Origin of the sequence: Bifidobacterium myosotis, from assembly GCF_002259745.1 — a bacterium.
Taxonomy (GTDB): domain Bacteria; phylum Actinomycetota; class Actinomycetes; order Actinomycetales; family Bifidobacteriaceae; genus Bifidobacterium; species Bifidobacterium myosotis.
This window is the reverse complement of sequence record NZ_MWWW01000004.1, coordinates 282,234-305,150: the sequence shown is the minus strand read 5'-3', so window position 1 is coordinate 305,150 and position 22,917 is coordinate 282,234. Positions and strand designations below refer to the sequence as shown.

Sequence of the window (22,917 nt, the reverse complement as noted above, 5' to 3'; positions counted from 1 at the left end):
CAGGGGCACGGCGTGTCGCAGCGCCGTGCCCCTTGACATATCCGGATTCGTGTATCCCGTGACCGGCGGGAATCAGCAAAACCATAGCAGGGTATAATAATTGGGTATATTTCCCAGCTTGAATCGTCTGTCACCGCGCATTTAGTGTGTAAATCACCGCTTCACCACACCCCTCCGAGTTGGGTTCACGGCGAGGGAGAGAAGCGAAATCACATACTTTCCGAGAGGGGAAAAGACATGGCAGCGAACAACGCACCGGCACAGGCCGGCAAGAAAAACCAACTGCTCATCCTGATCATCGCGGTCGTCGTGGTTCTGGCCGTCGTGGTCGGTGGTGCGTGGGCGATCAAGACCCGTCAGGCCACAGCCAATGAATCGGCCAACGCCAACGGCGAGGACACCGTCAACATCGCGCTCGTCTCCCGTGGCACCCAGGGCGACTTCCTGAACCAGTGGCTTGACGGCGCCAACAAGGAGGCCAAGCGCATCGGCGCCAACCTGCACATCTACGACGCCAAGGGCGACGATAACCAGCAGATTCTCGATGTGCAGTCCGCCATCGCCACCAAGCCGGACGTCATCCTCGTCGATCACAGCCTCGAAGGCGTCACCAACAACGTCAAGGCCGCGCTCGACGCAGGCATCCCGGTCGTCGGCTTCGACTCCGTCGTCAACGACGACCGCGTGGTGCACGTCTCACAGTCCGACGCCGATCTCTCCAAGCTCATCACCAGCCAGCTGGTCAAGGACACCAACGGCAAGGCCGAAGTGATCTACGCCTACGTCGCCGGCTTCGCCCCGCTGGATCGTCGTAACGCCGTGTGGGAGAAGGTCAAGGAGGAGAACCCCGGTCTGAAGCAGGTCGCTCAGGTGGGCGTCGTCAACGAGGCCACCGCGCAGCAGACCGCCGAGCAGGTCAAGGCCTCCCTGCAGGCCAACCCGAACGTCACCGCCGTGCTCGCCCCGTATGACGAGTTCGCCAAGGGTGCCGCCCAGGCCGTGGACGAGCTCGGACTCAACGGCAAGGTCAATGTCTACGGCGTGGACATCTCCGACGCCGACATCGCCGAACTCAAGAAGGACAACAGCCCGTGGATCGCCACCGCCACCACCGACCCGGCCAATGACGGCGCCGTCTCCGTGCGCACCGCCTATCTGGCTGCCAAGAAGCAGCTCGGCGACACCAAGACCGTGACCGTCCCGCCCACCCTGGTGACCGGCGACGTGCTGCGCGAGAAGGACATCACCAGTCTGTCCCAGCTGGTCACCGCCTTCCCGAGCCTGCGCACCGACGATCTCTCCCCGGTGGAGGACGCCGCCAAGCAGTGAGTGAAACCTCGGTGTCCCGGGCCGGCCGGTCACGGCTAGGACCGGGACACCATGTGAATCTGCTCTGTGCAAGCTCGGTCCAGTCCGATAATCCAGTACATCCAATCAACCATCGACAGTAAAGAAGGCATCCTGTGAGCACTGCAACTCAAGGTGCTCAGGAAACCGCACAGCAAGGTGGGGTCGGCGACGGCCCCACCGCTCGTGTGGTTCTTGAGATAGACAACGTCACCAAACGGTTCGGCGCTACACAGGCGTTGAAGGGCGTGAGCTTCCGCGTCCACGCCGGTGAGATTCTCGCCCTCGTCGGCGCGAACGGAGCCGGCAAGTCCACGCTGATGAGCATCGTCTCCGGCTCGCTGACGCCGACCAGCGGCTCTCTGCGAGTCAACGGCAAGGAAGCGGTTCTGGGGTCCGTCAAGGATGCCTCCGCCTCGGGCATCGAGACCATCACCCAGAACGTGGATGATGCGCTGGTTCCCGATGCCACCGTCTGGGAGAATCTGGTGTTTCCCCAGATCGCCGACAACCGGTTCGGCGCATTCCCCTCGGTCAAGGCCATGCGCGCTGAGGCCGAACGCATCGCCGCAGGACGGCTCACCATTGATCTCAACGAGACCGTCCGTCATCTCAGCACGTCGGACAAGCAGCAGGTGCTCATCGCCCGCGCGCTCGCCAGCAAGCCGGTCGTGCTGATTCTCGACGAGCCGACCGCGGCGCTTGGCGTACAGGAAAGTGAACGGTTGCACGCGGACGTCCGCAGGCTGGCCCAGCAGGGCACGGCCATCATTTTCATCTCGCATCATATGGGCGAAGTGGCGGAATTATGCGATTCCGCCGTGGTGCTGCGTGACGGCGCCGAAGTCGCCACATTCACCAAGCCGTTGGACACGACGGCAATCGTGCGTGCCATGCTCGGTGATCTCGCCGATGGCCTACAGCATGACGGGGAACGCGGCGATACGGCCCGCAAGCATGCTCATACCAGCGGTCGTACGGTGCTCTCGCTCAAAGGCGTCCGCTCCTTCCGCAACACCCGTGCCAACAACATCGATATCCATGAAGGAGAGGTCGTCGGCCTGACCGGCCTCATCGGCGCCGGCAAGACCGAACTTATCTCGCAGATTGTCGGTGACCGTCCGTTGATCAGCGGCACCATGACCCTTGACGGCAAACCGTACGACCCCCATCACCCGAGTGATGCAATCCGAGCAGGCGTGGGATACGTGCCCGAGGACCGGGCCGTGCAAGGCGAGATTCCCGACTGGTCCATCCGTGAAAACCTGTCGCTGCCGGACCTGAAGCGCTATCGCCACCGTTATGGTCTACTGAGCTTCTCCCGCGAGGAGTCCGCGGCGCAGCACGTCATCAAGACGCTCGGCATTGTGGGTACAAGCACCGCGCCGATCAAATCGTTGTCCGGCGGTAACCGGCAGAAGGTGATCGTGGGCCGCTGGGTCTCAGCACAGTCCAAGGTGCTTATTTTTGATGAGCCCTTCCGCGGCGTGGACATCGGCGCGCGTGAGGATATCGCCCGGCTGCTGCGCAAGACCGGCACCGCATTGGTGGCCTCCAGTGATCCGGAGGAGATTCTGCAGGTGGCCGATCGGATTCTGGTCATGTCCAACGGCGTGATCACCGGCGAGGTCGACCCGGCCTCCACCACCGCGGACGAGCTGTCGCAGCTCATCGCCGACGAGGCCGGGATCAGCGCGCGTCGCGAAACGAATGAAAACGGAGACGAGGCCGGCAAGTCGGCCGTTGCATCCGACGAGGAACTGGACAGGGAACTGGATAAGGAGCCGGTGGCGTGATTGACATCAAACGGGTTATCTACAAATACGGACTGCTCGCGCTGTTCGTGCTCATGGTGGTGTTCTTCTGGATCGCCTCGCCGGCGTTCGGCACCACGCAGAATGTGTTCGTGATTCTGCAGTCGGTATCGGTCACCGCCATCGTGGCGTTGGGCGTCACCGTCTCGATGGCAGTGGACGGCTTCGATATGGCCGCAGGCTCCATCGTGTCGCTGTCGGTGATGGTTTCCACCGCCACCCAGATTTATCTTGGACTTGGTGCGTTCCCGGCCATTCTCTTCGCACTGCTCTCCGGCGTGCTGGTCGGCGTGTTCACCGGCGCGTTGATAGTGTTCGCCAAAATCCCGGATATGTTGGCGGCGCTCGGCTCGATGTTCGCGATTCAAGGACTGTCGCTGATCATCACCGCCGGCAAGTCCGTGTCCAAGGGCAACGGCTACAACGGCGCCCCGGCCAAAGGCGACTTCGACGATGCGTTCCTTTGGATCGGCAGCGGCACCGTGTTCACGGTCCCGTTCTCGGTGATCCTCATGATTCTTGTGGGTGTGATCGTCGCCGTCTTCCTGGAACGAACCCGTACCGGACGACTCATGCGCGCCATCGGCAGCAACCGTGAGGCCGCTCGACTGGCCGGCACCCATGTGGGGGCCTATCGCATTCTGGCCTATGCGCTGTCCGGTCTGCTGGCCGCTCTCGGTGGCATCGTACTTGCCGCCCGTGTGGGACGCGGTGATGTGAACGTCGGCTCGTCGTATCTGCTGGAAGCCATTTCCGCCGCCTTGATTGGTTTCGCCGTGTTCGGTGCCAACCGGCCGAACGCCTTCGGCACGGTGGTGGGCGCCCTGTTCGTGGGCGTGCTGGTCAACGGCCTGACCATGTTCAACGTGCCGTACTACACGCAGGACTTCGTCAAAGGCACACTGCTGGTCATCGCGCTGGTGGTCAGCTTCTCCAAGATTTTCAATACGCAGCAAAGGGACAGGTAACGAATCATGACCGAATTGCTCAATAACGAGACCGTCGTCGATTACATCGCGCAGCATCCGGAGTTCGCCAAGCATATCGATGTCGCCACGGCCAAGGCCAAGGAGATCGGCGACGGCAATCTGAATCTGGTGTTTCTGGTCAAGGATGCGGATGGCCGTGGATTGGTGGTCAAGCAAACCTTGCCATACGTGCGTTCTGACCACTCGTGGAAGGTCACCGAGGATAGCATCTTCGCCGAGGCGCGTGGCCTCGAAGCCGCGGACAAGTACACCAACGGGCTTTCCCCCAAGTTCTACGGGCTTGATCGTGACCGCCGCTTGGTGGTCATCGAGGATCTGTCCGACTGGGCCCAGTGGCGTGAGGCGCTTGACGAAGGCAGCGTGAATCCCGGGGCGGCCCGTGACGTCGGCCGGTTCGTGGCGCGTTTGGCCTACGGTACCTCGTACTTCAGCAGGGAGCCGCAGGACGTACAGAAGGCGGCGGCCGAGTCGATCAATCCGGAGTTGGAACAGATTACCGAAGACCTTATCTTCGAGGAACCCTACTACGAGCATGAGCACAACGGCTGGGAGCCTGGTGCCACCGACCTGGTGCTCGCCTTGCGCGATGAGGAACTGCGTACGCAGGTCGCCAAACTCAAGTACGAATTCCTGACCAACGGCGAGGCGCTGCTGCATGGTGACCTGCATTCGAGCTCCCTGTTCGTGCGCTCGGAGAAGAACCCGGTAGCCGACGACGATACGGAATCGCCGCGTATCAAGGCCTACGATTTCGAATTCGGATTCTACGGACCGGTGGCCTTCGATCTGGGTATCCTATGGGGCAACTTCCTGCTGGCGCAAGCCCGCGAACTGGCGTTGCTGGCCGATGGCCCGGAGACTATTGGCGTGCGCGAGGGCAAGGACTTCGCGCGCTTCGATTGGCTGATCTCACTGTACGAAGAGGCGTGGGACGGCTTCGAGACGGAATTCCGCCGTCTGGTGGGAGAGCACAAGGCCGATAAGATCTTCACCGATGCATTTGTGGACGGCTGGATCGCGCGTACGTTGCGGTTCGCCGCCGGATACGCCGGGGCGGAAGGTATTCGTCGTACCATCGGCTGGGCGCATCTGCCTGATTTGGAGACACTGGGCCCGGACCGTAAGGTTTGGGCGTCGCGTGTGGTGCTCACTGCCTCGCGTGCTCTGCTGGAGCGGTTCGAGGAAGTCGGCTCTGCTGCTGACGTCCGTCGCATTGTTGAGGAATCCATTCCGACCAGCCAAAGGAGCCAGGCATGAGCGACATCGTGACATTGCGTTCCGTGGTGTGGCGGGATGATGCCGTTGCAGACGGCGACGGCGCGTCCGCCTCGCTGCGCATCATCGACCAGCGCAAGCTGCCGGCCGCATTGGAATACCGCGATCTTCGCAGCGCGGATGATGTGGTGGACGCCATTCAGACGTTGTCGATTCGTGGCGCGAACTCCATCGGCGCCGCCGGGGCGTTCGGATACGCCTTCGCCGTGCGCGATGGTCTGTCCGCGCAGGAGGCGTTCGACAAGGTGTCCAACGCACGCCCGACCGCGGTGACCCTTCGCCACGGCGTACAGCGTGCCGCCGATGCCTATGCGGCCGAAGGGGATTGGTATGCCGCGGTCGCCGCCGGTGAACGAATCATCAGCGAGGACATCGACGAATGCCGTCGCATCGGTGAGGTCGGCGCCCGGGAATTGGCCGGCGCCTCCCGCATCCTCACCCACTGCAACACCGGCATCCTCGCCACTGCGGGCATCGGCACCGCCATTGGTGTGATCTACACCAAACAGGCGCTCGGTCAGGAAGTGCATGTGTATTCCACGGAGACCAGGCCGCTGCGTCAAGGGCTGCGTCTGACCGCATGGGAGCTCGCCAAGAACGGTATCGACGTGACCGCCTTGGTCGATGGCGCTGCGCCCGCCGCTCTGCACAATGGTTTGATCGATGCAGTGATCGTGGGTGCGGACCGTATTGCCATCAACGGCGATACGGCCAATAAAATCGGCACGTATTCATTGGCCGTGGCGGCTCATGAGAACCATGTGCCGTTCTACATCGCCGCGCCACTGTCCGCGGTGGACCCGTCGGCGGCCAGCGAAAAGGACATCCCCATCGAATTGCGCGGTGGCGCGGAAGTCTTGGACGCCCCCGGCGTGGATCAGAACCTGCCTACATGGAATCCGGCGTTCGATGTGACGCCGTCATATCTCATCACCGGCATCATCACACCGGTCGGCGTGCTCAGAGCGCCCTATGAGGAATCGATCAAGAACGCGCTGCAAGGAAAGCCGCAAGGGAACTGAGGAACGAGTCATGACTGATAGCACCTTTGAAGTCGTCTACGAAATCAACGGCGATCTCGGCGAAGCCAGATCGAGGGCGGAATCATTGGCGGTGGAGCAGAGCCACGAATTTCCCCGCGTCTATGCGCCGGCCAAGGCCGATCGCTCCTTGGGGCGGGTCGTCTCTGTGGAACAAGTCGGAGAGACGCGCTCGCTGGCGGTCGTCTCCTATCCCGAGGATTTGACCGCCTATGAGATTCCGCAGTTGCTGGTGGTGCTTTTGGGCAATGCGTCGCTGCTTCCGGGCATCCGGCTTGTTGACGTACGGGTTTCGGCTGAATTTGCCCACCACATCGCCGGTGGCCCGAAGCTGGGCGTCGCCGGCATCCGTCGGGTACTGGACGTGCCGAAGCGTCCGTTGCTGGCCACTGCGTTGAAGCCGGTCGGTCTTGATACGGCTGATATCGCGCAGGAGGCATACGACAGCGCGTTGGGTGGCGTCGATGTCATCAAGGACGATCAGGGACTGGGCAATCAGGTATGGTCGCCGTTCGCCGAGCGTGTGCCGGCTGTGGCGCGCGCCATCGCCAAGGCCAACGGGGAGACCGGCCGTCATAGCGTGTATTTGCCGACCTTCAACCCGAAAGCGGGGGACTGGCAGCGTCACATCGATATCGCGGTCGAAGCCGGAGCCGGCGGTTTTCTGGTGGTTCCGGGCACCGCGGGTCTTGATGCGCTGCGGTACGTGCGCGACCACACGCCGGAGGACTTCATCGTCTACGCCCATCCGGCGTTCTTGGGCGGCTGGACCGCCGGTGCAGACCATGGTATCGAGCCCGGACTGCTCTTTGGTCACCTGCTGCGTTGGTTCGGTGCGGATTCAGTCATTTTCCCGAGCTTCGGCGGGCGGTTTACACTGTCCGAGGCCGTATGCCGCAGCATCGCCACGAGGGCCAAGGACGACTTTGCCGGGTTCGCTGGAGCGCTGCCATCACCGGGGGGCGGCATGACCGTCGAACGAGTGCCTGAACTGGTCGATTTCTACGGTCTGGACACGATGTTCCTCATCGGCGGCGCGCTGCATGCCACCGGCAATCTGGTGGAGGGCGCACGTCGGTTCCGGGAGACGGCTGAGACGTACTCGGATTGATGCGTACGTTGGCGTGTACGCGGGCTTCTGGCTGGTTTCCGTCCCGCTGAGTGTCTGCGGTGGGGCGCGGTCTCTCGGCGGATAATCGGTGCGTGGCCGGGAGATGTAGTGGTGGCTGGCCCGGGTGAATGGTGTTACGGCCACCTCGGTCCTGTGCCCGGAGGAAGCGTCGTGCCATCTCGACAATTCACGGGAAATTTCCGTTGGAAATCCGCGTGGGAATCCATCGTCGTGCCTACGCTGGAATCGGATAATTCGGCTTCCGGGCATCCGGCGCCGGCATTATGACGCATTACCCGCATCACGACAAGGGAGTTTCATCATGGCATTGTTCCGCAATCTCGGACCGTTCTCCACCACCGCCATCGGTCACGGCGAGATGCCGCTGACCATTGAGAACAACCGCGGTCACGACGTCGGCATCGAAACCCTGCACGCCTCGCTGGACGCTGGTTGCCGTCATATCGACACCGCGTGGGCCTACTACACGCCGGGCGAGGAGGAGCAGACCGGCGAGAAGCTCGTGCGCGAGGCGCTGGCAACGTGGCACGGCCCGAAGGACGAGGTCACCGTGGCCACCAAGATCGGCCTGCGCCGCGTCTGGGGCGAGCATGGCGAGCCGCTGTGGCCGCGTGACGGCAAGCCCGAGCACCTCATCGAATACGGCAAGCAGTCTGCCTTGGCCCTTGGCGTAGACACCATCGACCTGCTGTATCTGCACCGCCATGACCCGGAAGTGCCGTACAACGAGTCCATCGAGGCCCTGAAGCAGCTGGTGGACGAGGGCGTGGCCCGCGTGGCCGGCGTCTCCAACGCTTCCATCGAGCAGATTGACATCGCGCGGTCCATCCTCGGCGACAAGCTCGTGGCCGTGCAGAACCAGTACTCGCCGATTCATCTCGAGACGCAGGATACGCTCGACTACTGCGCCAAGCTTGGCCTCGCCTTCGTGTGCTGGAGCCCGCTTGGCGGCTATCGTCACCCGTACGACGAATCCAAGTTCGACCCGTTCCGTGAGGTGGCCGCCGCCCACAACGTGAGCTACCAGCGCGTGGTACTGGCGTGGGAGCTCGCCAAGGGCGACCACATGTTCGTGATTCCGGGCGCGCACCGCCCCGAGACCATCCTCGACTCCCTCAAGGCCGACCAGCTCGAGCTCTCCGAAGAGGAGCTCGCCAAGCTCGGCTGACCTCTCTCGTCTTTGGCTCCCCTCGTTGAGGGGGGCTGTCGCTTGCGATTGAGGGGAGCAGACCCGGCCATATAATTCTCCAGACCAAAGACGGGACTCCGCGAAATCACGCGAGAGGGGAAGTCCCCCATCCACGTACGAATCCTCCGTCCAACGGAACCCACTGCCGCAGAAAAGGAACATCATGCGTAGAAAACTGATTCTTGACCTCGATACCGGTATCGACGATGCGCTGGCGATCGCCTATGCGCTGGGCAGCGCGGATGAGGTCGATCTGATCGGTATCACTGCCACGTACGGGAATGTGGCGGTGCCGTTGGCGGCGCGCAATGCTCTGGCGGTGCTGCATCTGTTCGGTCGTGACGACGTGCCGGTGTATCCGGGTGTGGACCATCCGATCGCCCCGTCACGTCTGCCGTCGGATGTTGTCGGTGCCGCGAATGGTGCGGCCGGGGCTACCGCCGGTGGTGTGGAGACGGCTCAGACTGATGCCGCCGGTGACGGTACCAGCGATGGTGATGCCGTTGCCGATGAGGGCGTATCCGATGCCGCCACCGATGCGTCATGGCGTGCCGCGGCGTACGCGGATTGGCGTTCGGACGGTCGCGGCGGCTGGCCGGAAGGCGTGTCGTGGGCTCCGTCGGCGGGTTCGGTGGCGGTCCATCATCCCAATGGCCTGGGCGGGGCCGTGATCCCGGATTCGCCGCGCGGGCCCGAGCCGGCGGGTTCGGCGGTCAGGTTCATCATCGATGCGATGCGTGAGTACGGCCCTGATTTGACGGTCGTGCCCACGGGCGCGATGACGACGATGGCCACGGTGTTCCGTGACGCGCCGGATACCCGCGACTGTGGCGCGAACGTGACGTTTATGGGCGGTTCGCTGACCTTGCCGGGCAATGTGAGCCCGGGTGCGGAGGCGAACATCAGCCAGGATCCGGAGGCGGCGGACTATCTGTTGCGGTGCGGCGCGCGCACGACGATGATTGGCTTGGACGTGACGCATCAGACCGCGTTGACCCGCGCGAAGGCGCACGAGTGGGCCGGTTTGGGTACGCCGGCGGGGGATTTCCTGGTGGCGATGACGGATTACTACATCGACTTCTATCTGGCTCATCAGCCGGAGATCCACGGCTGTGGGCTGCATGACCCGTTGGCTGTGGCGGCTGCATTGGACCCGTCGTTGGTGACGACGTTTGGGTTCAACCTGCAGGTGGACGTGGATGGCGCGTTCCGCGGACGCACCATCGGCGACCGGTCCCGTCTGCAGGACCCGGACAAGCACACGCAGGTCGCCTTGGGCGTGGACGTGCCCCGCTTCCTCGACCGATTCATGACCCGCGTCGCCAACGCCGCACGGTAACAGTGGGATGGTGCTCGGCGGTCACCGTGATCGCTGAGCACCTCGGCACGTGCGCTGTGTGGGCTGCCGTTGCTATCGGTCCTGTTAGTCTTGTTGGTCCCGTTAGTCCAGTCCTGTCATGTGTCTTCCGGACTTCGACGGATGACTGTCGGTTCTCCACGCATTAGTGTCGGTTTTCGACGGTTGACTGACGGACCTCGACGGTTGACTGACGGGTTTCGACGCATCGGTGTCGGATTTCGTACGGCATAGGTATGAAATCCGACAGTCAACCGTCGAGGTCCGACAGTCAATGGTTGGAATCCGACACTTTTGTATAAGGCCCGGCACTCTTGCGTCGAAACCCGACACTCTTGTATAAGGTTCGGCCTCTCAACCGTTGGCATCCGACACTTTTGCATCGAGAGGCGGCCGAGAGACGTCAGCCAAGCATCACAGGCATCATCATATGGGAAATCGTCAGCCGACATATACGAAAACCGCCAGTCCACGCCGGCCAGATGTCTGGCGGCTTGGACTGGCGGTTTTGTCGTCAATCGCAGTGTGCGATTAAGTCTGCTGCGAACCTGTCCAGCATGCTGCGAACCTACGGACCCGTCACAGACCGGGAATCAGGCCCCCGGGCGGATCGATGGTGAGGTACTGCTCATCGGGATCGATGTCCGGCACGATCTCCTCCACGAAGGGCACCAGCGCGGTCGTCTCCACCACGTCCTCGTCCTTCGAGTTCTGCCCGGTGACGACCGGCGCAACAAGACGAATCTTCAGCAACGACTGCGCAGGGGAGTCGATCACGTCGACCACCTTGCCCACAACCTGACCGGCTGGCAGCCCCAGTCCGTTGTCGTCGGCGAGCCGTGCCTCAAGGCCGATGAGATCCTTCGGATACCATTCGTCCGCTTCGAGCATCTCGTCCGGGTCGTCGGCCTCGCCATACAGCTCCACACCGTTCAGCGCTTCGGCAGCGGTGCGGTCGTCGGTGCCTTCGAATTTGATGATCCAGCGGTCCTTGACCACGCGGGAACCTTCGACGGTGTATTCGGTCTCGCCGTCGCTCTCGTAGAGTACGGAACCGGGCTCGAAACGCCACTCGGGATCATCGGTGTACAGGCGCACATTCACTTCGCCCTTCAGGCCCTGTGCGCGTCCAATACGAGCAACCCTCAGCAACTCGCGCTGCTGAGGGTCGTCGTGCATGTTCTGCTCTGCCATGCTGTGAATCAATCCTTATCGATTTATCGACGCACGTCCATGATGTCGACGCGCACCTTGTGGTCGGACAATGCCTGAATCACGGTGCGAATCGCATTGGCGGTGCGACCCCCACGACCAATCACGCGGCCGATGTCCTCCGGGTTCACGCGCACACGAAGCAGTTCGCCGCGCGCGTTCTCATGGGACTTGACGGAAACATCGTCCGGAAAATCAACGATGTTCTTGATGAGGTGTTCCACAGCCTGTGCAAGCATTGTTGCTAGCCTTTCGTGTCGGCTCAGGCCTCGGCCGGAGCTTCAGTGGCTTCCTCGGCCGGAGCTTCCTCAGCCTCAGCAGCGGCGGCAGCCTCGGCTTCAGCCTTGGCCTTGGCCTCAGCTTCGGACTTGGCGGCCTTGAGCTTCTGGGCCTGGTTCTCGGCGGCCTCAATGCGGGCGGCGGCATCCGGGCCGGCCTCAACGGTCTTCAGCGTGCCTTCGGCACCCTCAAGGCCCTTGAACTTCTGCCAGTCACCGGTGATCTTGAGCAGGTTGAGCACGGGCTCGGACGGCTGAGCGCCGACGCCAAGCCAGTACTGAGCGCGCTCGGAATCGATCTTGATGGTCGAGGGCTGGGTGTTCGGATCGTAGGTGCCGATCTCCTCGATGGCACGGCCATCGCGCTTGGTGCGCGAGTCCATGATTACCACGCGGTAGAAGGCGTAGAACTTCTTGCCCTGTCGCTTCAGACGAATCTTGGTTGCCAAAATGGCTCTCCTTGTAATGCTAGGTTTGTGGTTTCTCGGTTGCTGTGTGGGGCACGGCACGCCGGAACCCACGTGTCCTCGCGGCACGGGGTGTAGAGGGCGCCACGCGCGCGAATAACTGACACATTATAGCGCGTGCCCCCGGACTGACACACCAGTGCGGATGGAATTGCGCTACGCCGGTTGGGGAGGCGGCGCGGCGTGCGTGTGTCGGCGGTCTCCGAGGCCTTAACACAGTGACCGCGCGGCGTCTCCTGCGATGTCGCACGATCTGGCGGTACAGCATCTTGTCTTGCCGATTGCCGCCAGATTGCCGCCGGATGCCGCAACGTCACATCACCGCAGCGACAGCGTAGCCACCAACGCCAGATGATCTGTGTCCTTGACCACGAACGACTCGACTCCGGACGGCTTTAGTCCCCGTGTGAACAGGATGTGGTCGAGTTCGATGCGCGGCCAACGCAGCCAGCTCGGGAATGTGAGGTGCGGGCCGGTGCCCTGCGTCAGGCTCGCATCCTTGAATCCGCCCTTGAGCAGCGCGCGGAAGCTCGGGTGGTCGGTACTGGAGTTCAGGTCGCCCATCACGACGGCGATGTTGTGGTCGCCGATGAGCTTGGCGCCGGCGATAGACCGCAGCCCCAGAATGCCGGCCGACCAGTCCTCGCAGCCGCGCATCGGCGATTTCGGATGCGCCGAGCAGAAGGTCACCGTGCGTTCGGGAGCGTGACCGGCGGTGCCGTTGGCGGTGCTGGCGGCAGTGCTGTTGGCGGTGTTGACAGCACCGCGGTCGGTATTGCCAACACCGCTGTCATTGCCGGCAGCGGTGCCATAGGTGTCGCTGCCATTTCCGTCGTTGTCGTCGTTGCCGTCGGCAGATCCATCGCCGCCGAACCGGGACGCGGCGTGCGTTCCGCCATCCTCGCCCGCAAGACGCAACGTAACGGCTGGCACATCGGCGGCGGGAATCGCGACCACGTTCGGCACGGCGGCAGCCGGCTCGTAACGGGAAAAGATGACGTTGTATCCGCCGTTGTCGCTGCCTTTGGGTTCTCCGGATTGACGGTAGGGGAGGAGCTGAGCGACGCCAGCCGCGTCCAGACGCGCGATCAGATCGTCGCTGACCTCCTGCAATGCCAGCACAACGATACCGCGCGTGCGCACATTCTCTACAATATCGTCGGCGTCCGCACGGCCATACCGGCAGTTCAGGGTCATGACCGCAAACTGCGGAGGCAGTGTTTCACGAGCTGTTTCACGCGTTGCCGAAGATGGTGAAGGAGTTGCCGAAGATTGTGCTGATTGGCTGGCATCGGTGGTGGTAGGCGCGGCAGAATCGTTGGATTTCTGCGAATTTCCCGCTTGCTTGGTGTCTTTTGCAGTGGGGGTGTGTGGTGTTTCACGGCCTGTTTCACGCGATGTGTCCCGCGTGCTTTGCGGTTTGATGCCGGTACCCCAGTAACTGATGCGCTGAGAGCTGGTCATAAGGGCTGCGACCAGCAGCAGCGAGACCACGCCCCACTCGTGCTGCCACGCGCCGATGCCGGCGAATATGACCAGCGGTACCCATAGGAACGGCGTCAGGGCGATGAGATAGGGCATCGGCATGCGGGCTTCCATCCCCGCCGGCAACGCGCATAATCCCAGCCAGACGAAACCGATGAACGCCAGGATATAGAGGAAGGTGATCATGCGATTCCTTTCATATACGGCATTGGCTCCCCTCTTCAGGGGAGGAGCTGTCGTTGCAAGCGGGTGAAGGAAGTTTGCGGTACTTGGTGTGGTACTCAGCTCCCCTCAGTCAGCCTTGCTGACAGCTCCCCCCAGTGAGGGGAGCCAAGTTACGATGACGTGCAGTTTCCTGACCGCTCTTCACGGAGGGAAGCTTGGCTGACCGATGGCTACGGACATTATTACTTCTGACCTTCCCTCGGGAAAGGACGCCAAGGGTGTGGGTTTTCGGCGTATAGCCCATCAGCAACAGCTCCCCTCGGGGAGGGAAGCCAAGGGACAATGCCGCTGCGCACATGCTTCTGACCTCCCTTCGGGAAGGAGAGCCCAAGGAATGGGGCTTGCTCCTTAACGAAGAAGGTCGTAACAGTCAGCCGAATCAGCGGCCGAGCAGTCCGCCGAGGCCGCCTCCCAGATTCGGGGGCAGCTCGGTACCGCCGTCACCGCCACCCATCAGCTCTTCCAAGCCTGCGGGCAGGGCCGGGTTCTTCGGCTTCTTGGCGAACGCGGAGCCGCCGGTCGCGCCGCTACCGGACGACTTGCCGGCCAGACGGTCGCGCAACGCCTTCTCCTCGGCCTCGCGCTTCATCGGATTGCCGGACCTGCCGCCCTTCTTCTTGTTCTTGCCCTTCTTCTTGCCGCCGCCCATGGACGGGCCGCCGAAGCCGGGGATGCCGCCGCCCATGCCGGCGCGGTTGGACATGCGCTTCATCATCTTGGCGGCCTGCTCGAAGCGCTGCAGCAGCGCGTTGACCTGCGAAACGGTCACGCCCGAACCATAGGCGATGCGGGCGCGACGCGAGCCGTTGATGATCGACGGGTCACGACGTTCGGCCGGCGTCATCGAGCGGATGATGGCCTCGGTGCGGTCGATTTCCTTCTCATCGAACTGCTCAAGTTCCTTGCGGTGCTGGGCCATGCCCGGAATCATGCCGAGCAGCGACTTCATCGAGCCGAGCTTGCGCACCTGCTGCAGCTGGTCGAGGAAATCATCCAGACCGAACGAGCCGTCGGAGATCTTCTCGGCAGCCTTGCGGGCCTCCGTCTCGTCGAACTGCTTCTGCGCCTGCTCGATGAGGGTCATGATGTCGCCCATGTCGAGGATGCGCGAGGCCATACGGTCCGGGTGGAAGACCTCGAAGTCCTTGAGACCCTCGCCGGTGGAAGCGAACAGAATCGGCTTGCCGGTCACGCTCGCCACCGACAGCGCGGCACCGCCACGGGCGTCGCCATCAAGCTTGGAGAGCACCACGCCGGTGAAGTCCACGCCCTCGTCGAAGGCCTTGGCGGTCTTGACGGCATCCTGACCGATCATCGCGTCGATGACGAACAGGATCTCGTTGGGCTGCACGGCGTCGCGGATGTCGCGCGCCTGCTTCATCAGCTCCTCGTCCACACCCAGACGGCCGGCCGTATCGATGATCACCGTGTCATACAGCTTCTGCTTGGCGAAGGTGATGGAATCGCGCGCCACCTTCACCGGATCGCCGGTCGTCAGGCCCGGTGCGGCCACGGCCTCGCCGCCGTCCGACTGCACGCCCTTCTCGGGCGCGTACACCGGCACGCCGGCGCGTTCGCCGACCACCTGCAGCTGCGTCACGGCGTTCGGACGCTGCAGATCGGCCGCCACCAGCAGCGGCGTGTGGCCGGCGTCCTTGAGCCAGTAGCCGAGCTTGCCGGCCAACGTGGTCTTACCGGCGCCCTGCAGACCGGCGAGCATGATGATCGTCGGCGGGTTCTTGGCGAAGTTCAGCGGACGGTCCACGCCCTGGCCGAGCACGTCGGTCAACTCCTCGTTGACGATCTTCACCACCTGCTGGGCGGGGTTGAGCGCCTGGGAGACCTCCGTGCCAAGCGCGCGCTCGCGCACCTTGCCGGTGAAGGAACGCACCACTTCGAGCGCCACATCGGCGTCGAGCAGCGCGCGGCGGATCTCGCGGATGGTGCCGTCGATGTCCGCCTCGGAAAGCTTGCCCTTGCTCTTCAGATGCTTGAACGCATTCGAGAGCCTGTCAGTCAAAGATGAGAATGCTGCCATAATGGGCAACAGTCTAGCCGTCACGCGGGAAAATGCGGCCTCGGCGACGATTCGGTCCTGCCTGGAACGGCGATCGCGTGGCGGCGAGGCGGGTATCGGCGTGGTTGCACTGGTCCTGCGCCGGTCCTGCGCCGGTCGTGTTGGGGTCTCGGGCCGATATCAGGACGGTCAGAATCGGGCCCGTTGTCCGGATTCCTGCCGCTGTGCGCCTGCGGCGCAATCTCGACTGCCAATCGAGCGTTTCCGGTACAATGGAATGGCAAAATTCTGTGGTTTGAGAATGCTTATGCTGTTTTGACAATCCATGGACACCACTTATACGCAGACTGCCGTGCGCCCTCGCGAACTTCGGTCAACGACCAGACCCGACGCGGGCCAACGCAGACATGCCGTGCAATAAGAAAGGCCCACTATGCCCCAACATAAGACCATCGAACGTAAAGCCCTGATCATCGGCATCGTCGTCAATGTGATTCAGGTCGCGGCCGGCATGGCCGTGTTCTTCATGACCGGCCTCAAGGCCATGTTCCTCGACTTCTCCTTCACCGCCATATCCGTGCTCTCCGGACTGGTGGCGGTCTACCTATCCAAGCGCACCGTGCGCACCACTGAGCGCTTCCCCAACGGCATGTTCGCCCTCGAACCCATCTACGCCATCTGCAAGGCCATCTTCACCATGTCCCTGCTGCTGTATTCGCTCATCGACGTGTGCCGGGTGGCCTATGACTACTTCGTGCTGGGCGAGGGCGAACGCATCACCACCGGCCCGGTGGTGGTTTACGAGGTTCTGGCGGTGCTTGCGTGCTTCGGCCTGTACCTGTACTACCGTCGCGAGAACCAGTCGATACGCAACGCCAGCACCATGCTCACCGCCGAATGCAAAAGCTCGCTGGTGGACGGCGCGATGTCGTTCGGCGTCGGTGCGGTGGCGATTTTCCTCATGGTGCTGCCGGTGGACGGTCCGCTCAGTTTCCTGCACTACACCGGCGATTTCTTCATCACCGTGGCGTTGGTGGTGCTCACGATCAAGGAGCCGTTCGCCGTGCTCAAGGAGGCGTTCGTCGAGCTGGTCGGCGGCGTGCATGACGATGACGAGACCAATGCGTTCGTGGAGGCCGAAGCGCAACGGCATCTGCCCGCCAACACCGAATACGAGCAGACCCTGATCTTCAAGACCGGCATGAACTACACGGTGGACGTGTATCTGGCCGGAACCGGCGAGACCATCGACGTGGCCGACTTGGTGGACCGTAAGCGCTCGCTGGAGCAGGCGCTCAAACGGCGGCTGCACATCGTGGACGTCGATTTCGTGTTCGACTGACCTGTCTCTGCGGTTCCCACGGGATGTGTGCGCGGGTGCAACGACAATTCGCCGTCATCGGAGTCCCCGCTGCGGTTCCCGTGGGATGCTCGTGTGATTCGTACCCGCCTCAGACGCCCCTAACTGCTTTGCAAGGGGTACATTGAGGGGCGCGCGGACAGCTATCTGCGTTGCAAGGGGTACATAGATACGGAAAACCCGGGTATGGGTGTTGAATTATCAACGTTCATACCCGGGTTTTGTTGTTTCAGGTACCCCTTGCAACGCAGATAGCTGTCCGGGAGGAGGGAAAAGTACCCCTTGCAACGCAGATAGCGATGAACGGTGCGCGACCGATACCGTAAGCTGCCGTATGCTGCAGTAAGCATGCCTATTGGCATACCGGCGGCACGCTTACTTGGCTACTTCAAACTCCAGGTCGAACCCTGCGGGCCGTCCTCGATGGCGATGCCGGCCGCGCCCAAGGCGTCGCGGATCTGATCGGCCTTCGCGAAGTCCTTGGCCTTGCGGGCTTCGGCGCGGGCCTCAAGCTGCTCGGCGATAAGTGCCTCCAAGGCGGCGTGCTCGGGGGACTCGGACACTCCGTCACCGGCTCCACCGGCGGCACCGGCGGACACCCACGGTTCGGCCAGCGGATCGAGGCCGAGCGTGTCGAGCATCGCGCGCACCGCCACCAGCGACGCACGCACCTCGGCGTGAGCGACGGCGGAATCGGCGTGGTCGTCGAGCTTGCTCAGCAGTGTGTTGCCGGAACGGATGGCGGTGAAGATCGCGGCGGTCGCGCCGGAGATGTTGATGTCGTCGTTCATCGCGGCCACGAAATCGGCGGGCAAGTCGTCGGCGGAGACGGCGGCCACCTCATCACGGGACGGCTGTTCGCCGAGCACCACGCCGGCGCGTTCGATGAAGTTCGCGATGCGGTCGTAGGCGGCCTGCGCCTCCACCAGCGCCTGATCGGACCATTCGAGCATCGAACGGTACTGCACGGAACCCAAGGCGTAGCGCACCACCCAGGCGGAGTGCTCGGCCAACACGCTCGGCACGGACAGACCGGTGCCCAGCGACTTCGACATCTTCTCACCCTTGGCGGTCACCCACGCCGAATGCATCCAACGCGCGGCGGAGGGGTAGCCGGCCGCGCGGGTCTGCGCCATCTCGTTCTCGTGATGCGGGAAGCGCAGGTCCAAACCGCCGCCATGGATGTCGAACCCGTCGCCGAGGTAACGGTGGGACATGGCCGAGCATTCGATGTGCCAGCCCGGACGGCCCACACCGAACGGCGTGGGCCAGCGGGCGTCCTCCGGATCGGTGTCCTTCGGGGCCTTCCACAGGGCGAAATCACGCGGATCGTGCTTGTCAGGGGAGGCGTCGGCCGGGTCGACCGGATTGTACTTATCGTCGCCGGCGGCGTCCACGGACGGGCCCATGCGGTCCGCCACCGCGGCCGCCTCGTCCACCTCGGCGGTCTGCTTCTGATGGGTCAGCTCGCCGTAGTGCGGCCACGAGGCCACGTCGAAGTACACGTTGCCGGTGGGCTTGCCCTCGTCGTCGAGCACCACATAGCCGTGACCGTTGTCCAGAATGCGCTGGATTAGGTCGATCATGTCCGACATGTGGCCGGTGGCGCGGGGTTCCACGGTAGGCGGCAGCACGCCCAGCGTGTCGTAGGCCTGCGTGAATTCGCGCTCGTAGTAGTAGGCGCGGGCCCACCAGCGCTGGCCGGCCGCAGCGGCCTTGTCGAGGATCTTGTCGTCGATGTCGGTCACGTTGCGCACGAACGTGACCTGATAGCCGAGCTTGAGGAACCAGCGACGCACGATGTCGAACGCCACGGCCGCGCGGATATGGCCGATATGCGGGGAGGACTGCACCGTCGCGCCGCATACGTAGATGCCCACCTTGCCGGGCTTGATCGGCGTGAAATGGCTGACCTGGTGCGAGGCGGTGTCATAGAGGCTCAGACCTTCGGCGGCCTTGGCCACATGTACCGGCGTCAGGCTTGAAGGCATGACGGAAATGTTGAAATCCTGCGGTTCTTGGCTGTTTCCCATAGACTCCAAGCGTAGGGAACGAGCCCGACATGGATGTTGCCGGCGGCAAGGCCGGACGACTACGTTACATGGACGGGTGAGGTTCGTGCCACAATACCAAGTATGACCACACCACAAGTGCTCATTGTGCAACATGTCCCGTGGGAACGTCCGGGACGCATTCTGTCCAGTCTTGAGGATCTCGACCTCAAGACGGTGACGGTGAACATCGTCGACCAGAAGAAGCCGGATCTCCCCGATTTCGAGGATCTCGCCGGCGTGGTGATCATGGGCGGCCCAATGGGGGCGCTGGATTACGACAAGTATCCGGGGCTCAAGGCGGAGGCCAAGCTGGCGCGGGCCGCCGTGGCCTCGGGCAAGCCGATACTCGGCGTATGCTTGGGCCACCAGATCATCGCCACGGCGCTTGGCGCGCAGTTGCGCAAGGGTGACGCCCCGGAAATCGGGTTCGCGCCGATCAAGCGCATGGACCGTCACGAGTTCTTCTCGATGTGGGACAAGCAGGTCGACGTGCTGCACTGGCATAACGATGTGGTGGGATTGCCGGAGGGCGCGCAGCTGCTGGCCCGCTCGTCGGCCACCAAGGTGCAGGCCTTCCGCATGGGCTCGGCGCTGGGCATGCAGTTCCATCTTGAGGTGTGCAAGTCGCTGCTGGACGAGTGGCTTGAGGAGCCCAGCATGGTCAAGGACCTCAAGGCGGCAGGCGGTTCCAAGTCCGCGCTGCGTGAGGCGTTCGAGCAGTACGATCCGCTGCTGCAACCGCTTGCCGAGCAGGTGTTCTCCGGTTTCGCCGCCCGCTGCAGCACCTACGCGCAGACGCTAGGCGCTTAGTATGCCGTGTCAGAAATTCGTTGACGAATTGACTGCCCCTCAGTCCCGCTTCGCGGGCTAGCTCGTCCTGCAATTAAGGACGTGCTTCGTGTGTGTTCTGCTGGCTTGCCTGTCGGCTCGCACGTTGCCTGCAAACAGCTCCGCTGTTTGCAGCACGGCAACGTCCTGACAAGGGGAGCCAAAAATATAATCAACGAATTAATGACGCAGCATACTAGCGACGCGTGGCAGCGTCCCGGTGCCGCTCGCAGTCACCCCTCCGGGCATCCCACGATGCAGGGATTGCCCCACCGTGTAGGGATTTTCGCACCGTGTAGGGATTCGCCCATGATGCGGTTTTGCAAATCGGCTTGTTTCCGCCGTTTTCGGGCGATGACGAATATTGCAATCCCTACACCGTGGGAAAGTCCCTACACGGTGGGCGTGCGGGAGGCGCTGCGGGTGCCGGCCATAGTGGGGCGGCGGCGTGGGCATGAGCACAGCATGGCCGCGATGTGACCGCCATAAGTCCGCCGGGATGGGCAAGCATGCCGCTACATTGGTGAATCATGCCGACTTACGATATTGGACTGGAACACGTTTCGCTCGCCTTTGCCACCAAAACCATCTTCACCGATGTCACGCAGGGCGTCTTCGAGGGCGACCGCATCGGCATCGTCGGCAAGAACGGCGACGGCAAATCCACATTGCTGCACCTGTTCCGTGGCACACAGGAGCCGGATTCCGGCCGCGTGACCAAACGAGGCGGACTGACCTTCGGCATGCTTGACCAGCGCGATCCGCTGGACGACGACGCCACCATCCGCGAGGCCGCACTCGAGGGCCGTGCCGACTATGAGTGGGCGTCCGACAATACATCCCGCGAGATCGTCGAGGCGCTGCTTGGCGGCATGAGCCTTGACGCCAAGGTCGGCTCACTCTCCGGCGGTCAGCGTCGTCGCGCCGATCTGGCCCGTCTACTGCTCAAGGACTGGGATATCCTGGCGTTGGACGAGCCCACGAACCACCTCGATGTGGTCACCATTCACTGGCTTGCCGAACACCTGAAGAACCGCTGGTCGAAGGGGCAGGGCGCACTGCTGCTCGTCACCCACGACCGCTGGTTCCTGGACGAGGTGTGCGAGTCGATGTGGGAGGTCCACGATGGCGTGATCGAGCCGTTCGAGGGTGGATACTCGGCCTACATGCTGCAGCGCGTCGAGCGTGACCGTCAGGCCGACGTGCGCGAAACCAAGCGCCGCAACCTCGCCCGCAAGGAGCTCGCGTGGCTCTCGCGCGGCGCCCGTGCGCGTTCCACCAAGCAGAAGTTCCACGTCAAGGCCGCGCGCGAGCTTATCGCCGACGTGCCGCCGATGCGCAACACGCTGGAATTGAAGCAGATGGCCACCTCGCGCCTCGGCAAGCAGGTGGTCGATCTCATCGACGTGACGCAGATTTTCGAGCATGCGCAGGGCATGGTGTCGGCGGCCGCGCGCATCGACCCGGATGTGGCGGCGCTCGCCGATTCCGCATCGCGCGTGGACGTGGTCAACGCAATGTACGCCGAACCGCAGCTGCACGGATCCGTGGAGGTGGCGGTCACCGACATGACCGATCCGCGTCTGGTGGACGCCGGCGTGCCCGAGGCCGTGGCCGCCGCTGAGGAAGCGCGCAGGAAGGCCGAAGCGGAAGGTGGCATCGACCCGCAGTCAGCCGACGATCGCGAGGTTCGCCGCATGAACACCGGCGGCGAGACCATCGGCGGTCCGGCGAATGATGACGCCGATCTTGGGTCCACGTCGGCCGCCCGCAAGATCACGGTGTCCGGTCGGGAGATTCTTGACGACGTGACCTGGCTGATCGGTCCGGGCGACCGTTTCGGCATCGTCGGTGCGAACGGCGCCGGCAAGTCCACGCTGCTCAAGCTCATCGACGGCACGCTCACGCCGACCGTAGGCCATGTGAACATCGGCAAGACCGTGAAGTTCGCCGTGCTCTCGCAGCGACTTGACGAGCTGGAGAAGCTGGGCAAGTACAAGATCAAGGAAGTGCTGTCCCGCTATAAGCCGAGCTACATCGTGGACGGCAAGGAGGTCACGCCGGGGCAGCTGATGGAGCGGCTCGGCTTCGAGTCCGCCCAGCTGATGACGCCGATCGCCGACCTGTCCGGCGGTCAGAAGCGTCGCATGCAGCTGCTGCTCATCCTCTTGGACGAGCCGAATGTGCTCATCATGGACGAGCCCGGCAACGACCTCGACACCGACATGCTCGCCGTGATGGAGGACCTGCTCGACACCTGGCCGGGTACGCTGATCGTCGTTTCCCACGACCGCTACCTGCTCGAGCGCGTGACCGACCAGCAGTTCGCGCTGATTGGCGGCAAGGTGCGTCATCTGCCCGGCGGCGTGCAGGATTACCTCGACATGGTCGAGGACCTGAAGAACGGCAAGGGGCTTCCGGAAGACAGGGCCGGATTCGCGGGAACCGGTGGATCGTCGAGCCGGCGTGGAGCGCAGAACAACGCGCAGAATAAGGCGTCTGTGGCTGGTACTGCCGGGTCTCTTGCGCAGTCGGCCTCGTCGGCGGCGCCCGTGTCGGACGGAACCCAGGATTCGGCCGAGCCGAAGCTCACCGGCAAGGCCTTCCACGAGGCATCCAAGCGGGTGAAGGCCATCGAACGCAAGCTCGCCAAGCTGGAGGACCAGAAGACGAATCTCGAGCAGCAGATGGCCGCTCACGACCCCGCCGATTACGAGGGGCTCAACAAGCTCAACGAACAGCTCACCGCCGTCAATGCCGAGAGCGACGACCTCGAGGCCGAATGGCTCGAGCTGTCCGAACAGCTGGAGTGACGGCTGCCGATATTCAGAACGTCTACTGCCCTGTG

The 22,917-nt window shown here is 63.1% G+C and carries 17 protein-coding genes; 11 read left to right on the top strand and 6 right to left on the bottom strand.

Going from position 1 to position 22,917, the window contains the following annotated elements; all coding sequences use genetic code 11:
• Positions 1-237 precede the first annotated feature (237 nt).
• The 8 genes from BMYO_RS02770 to BMYO_RS02735 all read left to right on the top strand — a co-directional run bounded on the left by BMYO_RS02770 (position 238) and on the right by BMYO_RS02735 (position 10,125).
• Positions 238-1,329, top strand: a complete 1,092-nt coding sequence (locus BMYO_RS02770; RefSeq protein WP_094667036.1) for a substrate-binding domain-containing protein — start codon at positions 238-240, stop codon at positions 1,327-1,329.
• 134 nt (positions 1,330-1,463) lie between these two features.
• Entirely contained in the window at positions 1,464-3,143 is a 1,680-nt protein-coding gene (locus BMYO_RS02765) for a sugar ABC transporter ATP-binding protein (RefSeq protein WP_094667035.1), read from the top strand.
• The gene (locus BMYO_RS02760; RefSeq protein ID WP_211276814.1) at positions 3,140-4,129 is read left to right on the top strand and encodes an ABC transporter permease; all 990 of its coding nucleotides are present in this window, start codon (positions 3,140-3,142) and stop codon (positions 4,127-4,129) included. Before BMYO_RS02765 ends, BMYO_RS02760 begins: the two co-directional genes overlap by 4 nt.
• A gap of 6 nt (positions 4,130-4,135) precedes the next feature.
• The gene (gene mtnK, locus BMYO_RS02755; protein ID WP_094667034.1) at positions 4,136-5,407 is read left to right on the top strand and encodes an S-methyl-5-thioribose kinase; all 1,272 of its coding nucleotides are present in this window, start codon (positions 4,136-4,138) and stop codon (positions 5,405-5,407) included.
• Entirely contained in the window at positions 5,404-6,447 is a 1,044-nt protein-coding gene (mtnA, locus tag BMYO_RS02750) for an S-methyl-5-thioribose-1-phosphate isomerase (protein WP_094667033.1), read from the top strand. Before mtnK ends, mtnA begins: the two co-directional genes overlap by 4 nt.
• A 10-nt stretch (positions 6,448-6,457) precedes the next feature.
• Entirely contained in the window at positions 6,458-7,576 is a 1,119-nt protein-coding gene (locus tag BMYO_RS02745; RefSeq protein WP_158216931.1) for a RuBisCO large subunit C-terminal-like domain-containing protein, read from the top strand.
• Positions 7,577-7,898: 322 nt separating this feature from the next.
• Entirely contained in the window at positions 7,899-8,765 is an 867-nt protein-coding gene (locus tag BMYO_RS02740; RefSeq protein ID WP_094667031.1) for an aldo/keto reductase, read from the top strand.
• Positions 8,766-8,949: 184 nt separating this feature from the next.
• Entirely contained in the window at positions 8,950-10,125 is a 1,176-nt protein-coding gene (locus BMYO_RS02735; RefSeq protein WP_094667030.1) for a nucleoside hydrolase, read from the top strand.
• A 597-nt stretch (positions 10,126-10,722) separates the two neighbouring features.
• Here BMYO_RS02735 and rimM read toward each other — a convergent pair.
• The 5 genes from rimM to ffh all read right to left on the bottom strand — a co-directional run bounded on the left by rimM (position 10,723) and on the right by ffh (position 15,848).
• The gene (rimM, locus tag BMYO_RS02730) at positions 10,723-11,337 is read right to left on the bottom strand and encodes a ribosome maturation factor RimM (RefSeq protein WP_094667029.1); all 615 of its coding nucleotides are present in this window, start codon (positions 11,335-11,337) and stop codon (positions 10,723-10,725) included.
• Between the two features lie 23 nt (positions 11,338-11,360).
• The gene (locus BMYO_RS02725; RefSeq protein ID WP_007051427.1) at positions 11,361-11,594 is read right to left on the bottom strand and encodes an RNA-binding protein; all 234 of its coding nucleotides are present in this window, start codon (positions 11,592-11,594) and stop codon (positions 11,361-11,363) included.
• Between the two features lie 23 nt (positions 11,595-11,617).
• Positions 11,618-12,082 (bottom strand): 30S ribosomal protein S16, encoded by a 465-nt coding sequence (gene rpsP, locus BMYO_RS02720; protein WP_094667028.1) that lies wholly within the window; start codon positions 12,080-12,082, stop codon positions 11,618-11,620.
• A gap of 336 nt (positions 12,083-12,418) precedes the next feature.
• On the bottom strand, positions 12,419-13,771 hold the full coding sequence (locus tag BMYO_RS11655; RefSeq protein ID WP_094667027.1) for an endonuclease/exonuclease/phosphatase family protein: 1,353 nt from the start codon (positions 13,769-13,771) through the stop codon (positions 12,419-12,421).
• Positions 13,772-14,189: 418 nt separating this feature from the next.
• Entirely contained in the window at positions 14,190-15,848 is a 1,659-nt protein-coding gene (gene ffh, locus BMYO_RS02710) for a signal recognition particle protein (protein WP_169834021.1), read from the bottom strand.
• A 412-nt stretch (positions 15,849-16,260) separates the two neighbouring features.
• Here ffh and BMYO_RS02705 point away from each other — a divergent pair, with 412 nt between their 5' ends.
• The gene (locus BMYO_RS02705) at positions 16,261-17,169 is read left to right on the top strand and encodes a cation transporter (RefSeq protein ID WP_094667025.1); all 909 of its coding nucleotides are present in this window, start codon (positions 16,261-16,263) and stop codon (positions 17,167-17,169) included.
• Positions 17,170-17,570: 401 nt separating this feature from the next.
• On the opposite strand, the gene cysS is transcribed toward BMYO_RS02705, so the two are convergent.
• Complete coding sequence (cysS, locus tag BMYO_RS02700) at positions 17,571-19,220, bottom strand: cysteine--tRNA ligase (RefSeq protein WP_094667024.1); 1,650 nt, start codon at positions 19,218-19,220, stop codon at positions 17,571-17,573.
• Between the two features lie 102 nt (positions 19,221-19,322).
• On the opposite strand from cysS, the gene BMYO_RS02695 reads away from it, so the two are divergent.
• On the top strand, positions 19,323-20,051 hold the full coding sequence (locus BMYO_RS02695) for a type 1 glutamine amidotransferase (RefSeq protein ID WP_094667023.1): 729 nt from the start codon (positions 19,323-19,325) through the stop codon (positions 20,049-20,051).
• A 548-nt stretch (positions 20,052-20,599) separates the two neighbouring features.
• Complete coding sequence (locus BMYO_RS12370) at positions 20,600-22,882, top strand: ABC-F family ATP-binding cassette domain-containing protein (protein WP_094667022.1); 2,283 nt, start codon at positions 20,600-20,602, stop codon at positions 22,880-22,882.
• Positions 22,883-22,917 lie beyond the last annotated feature (35 nt).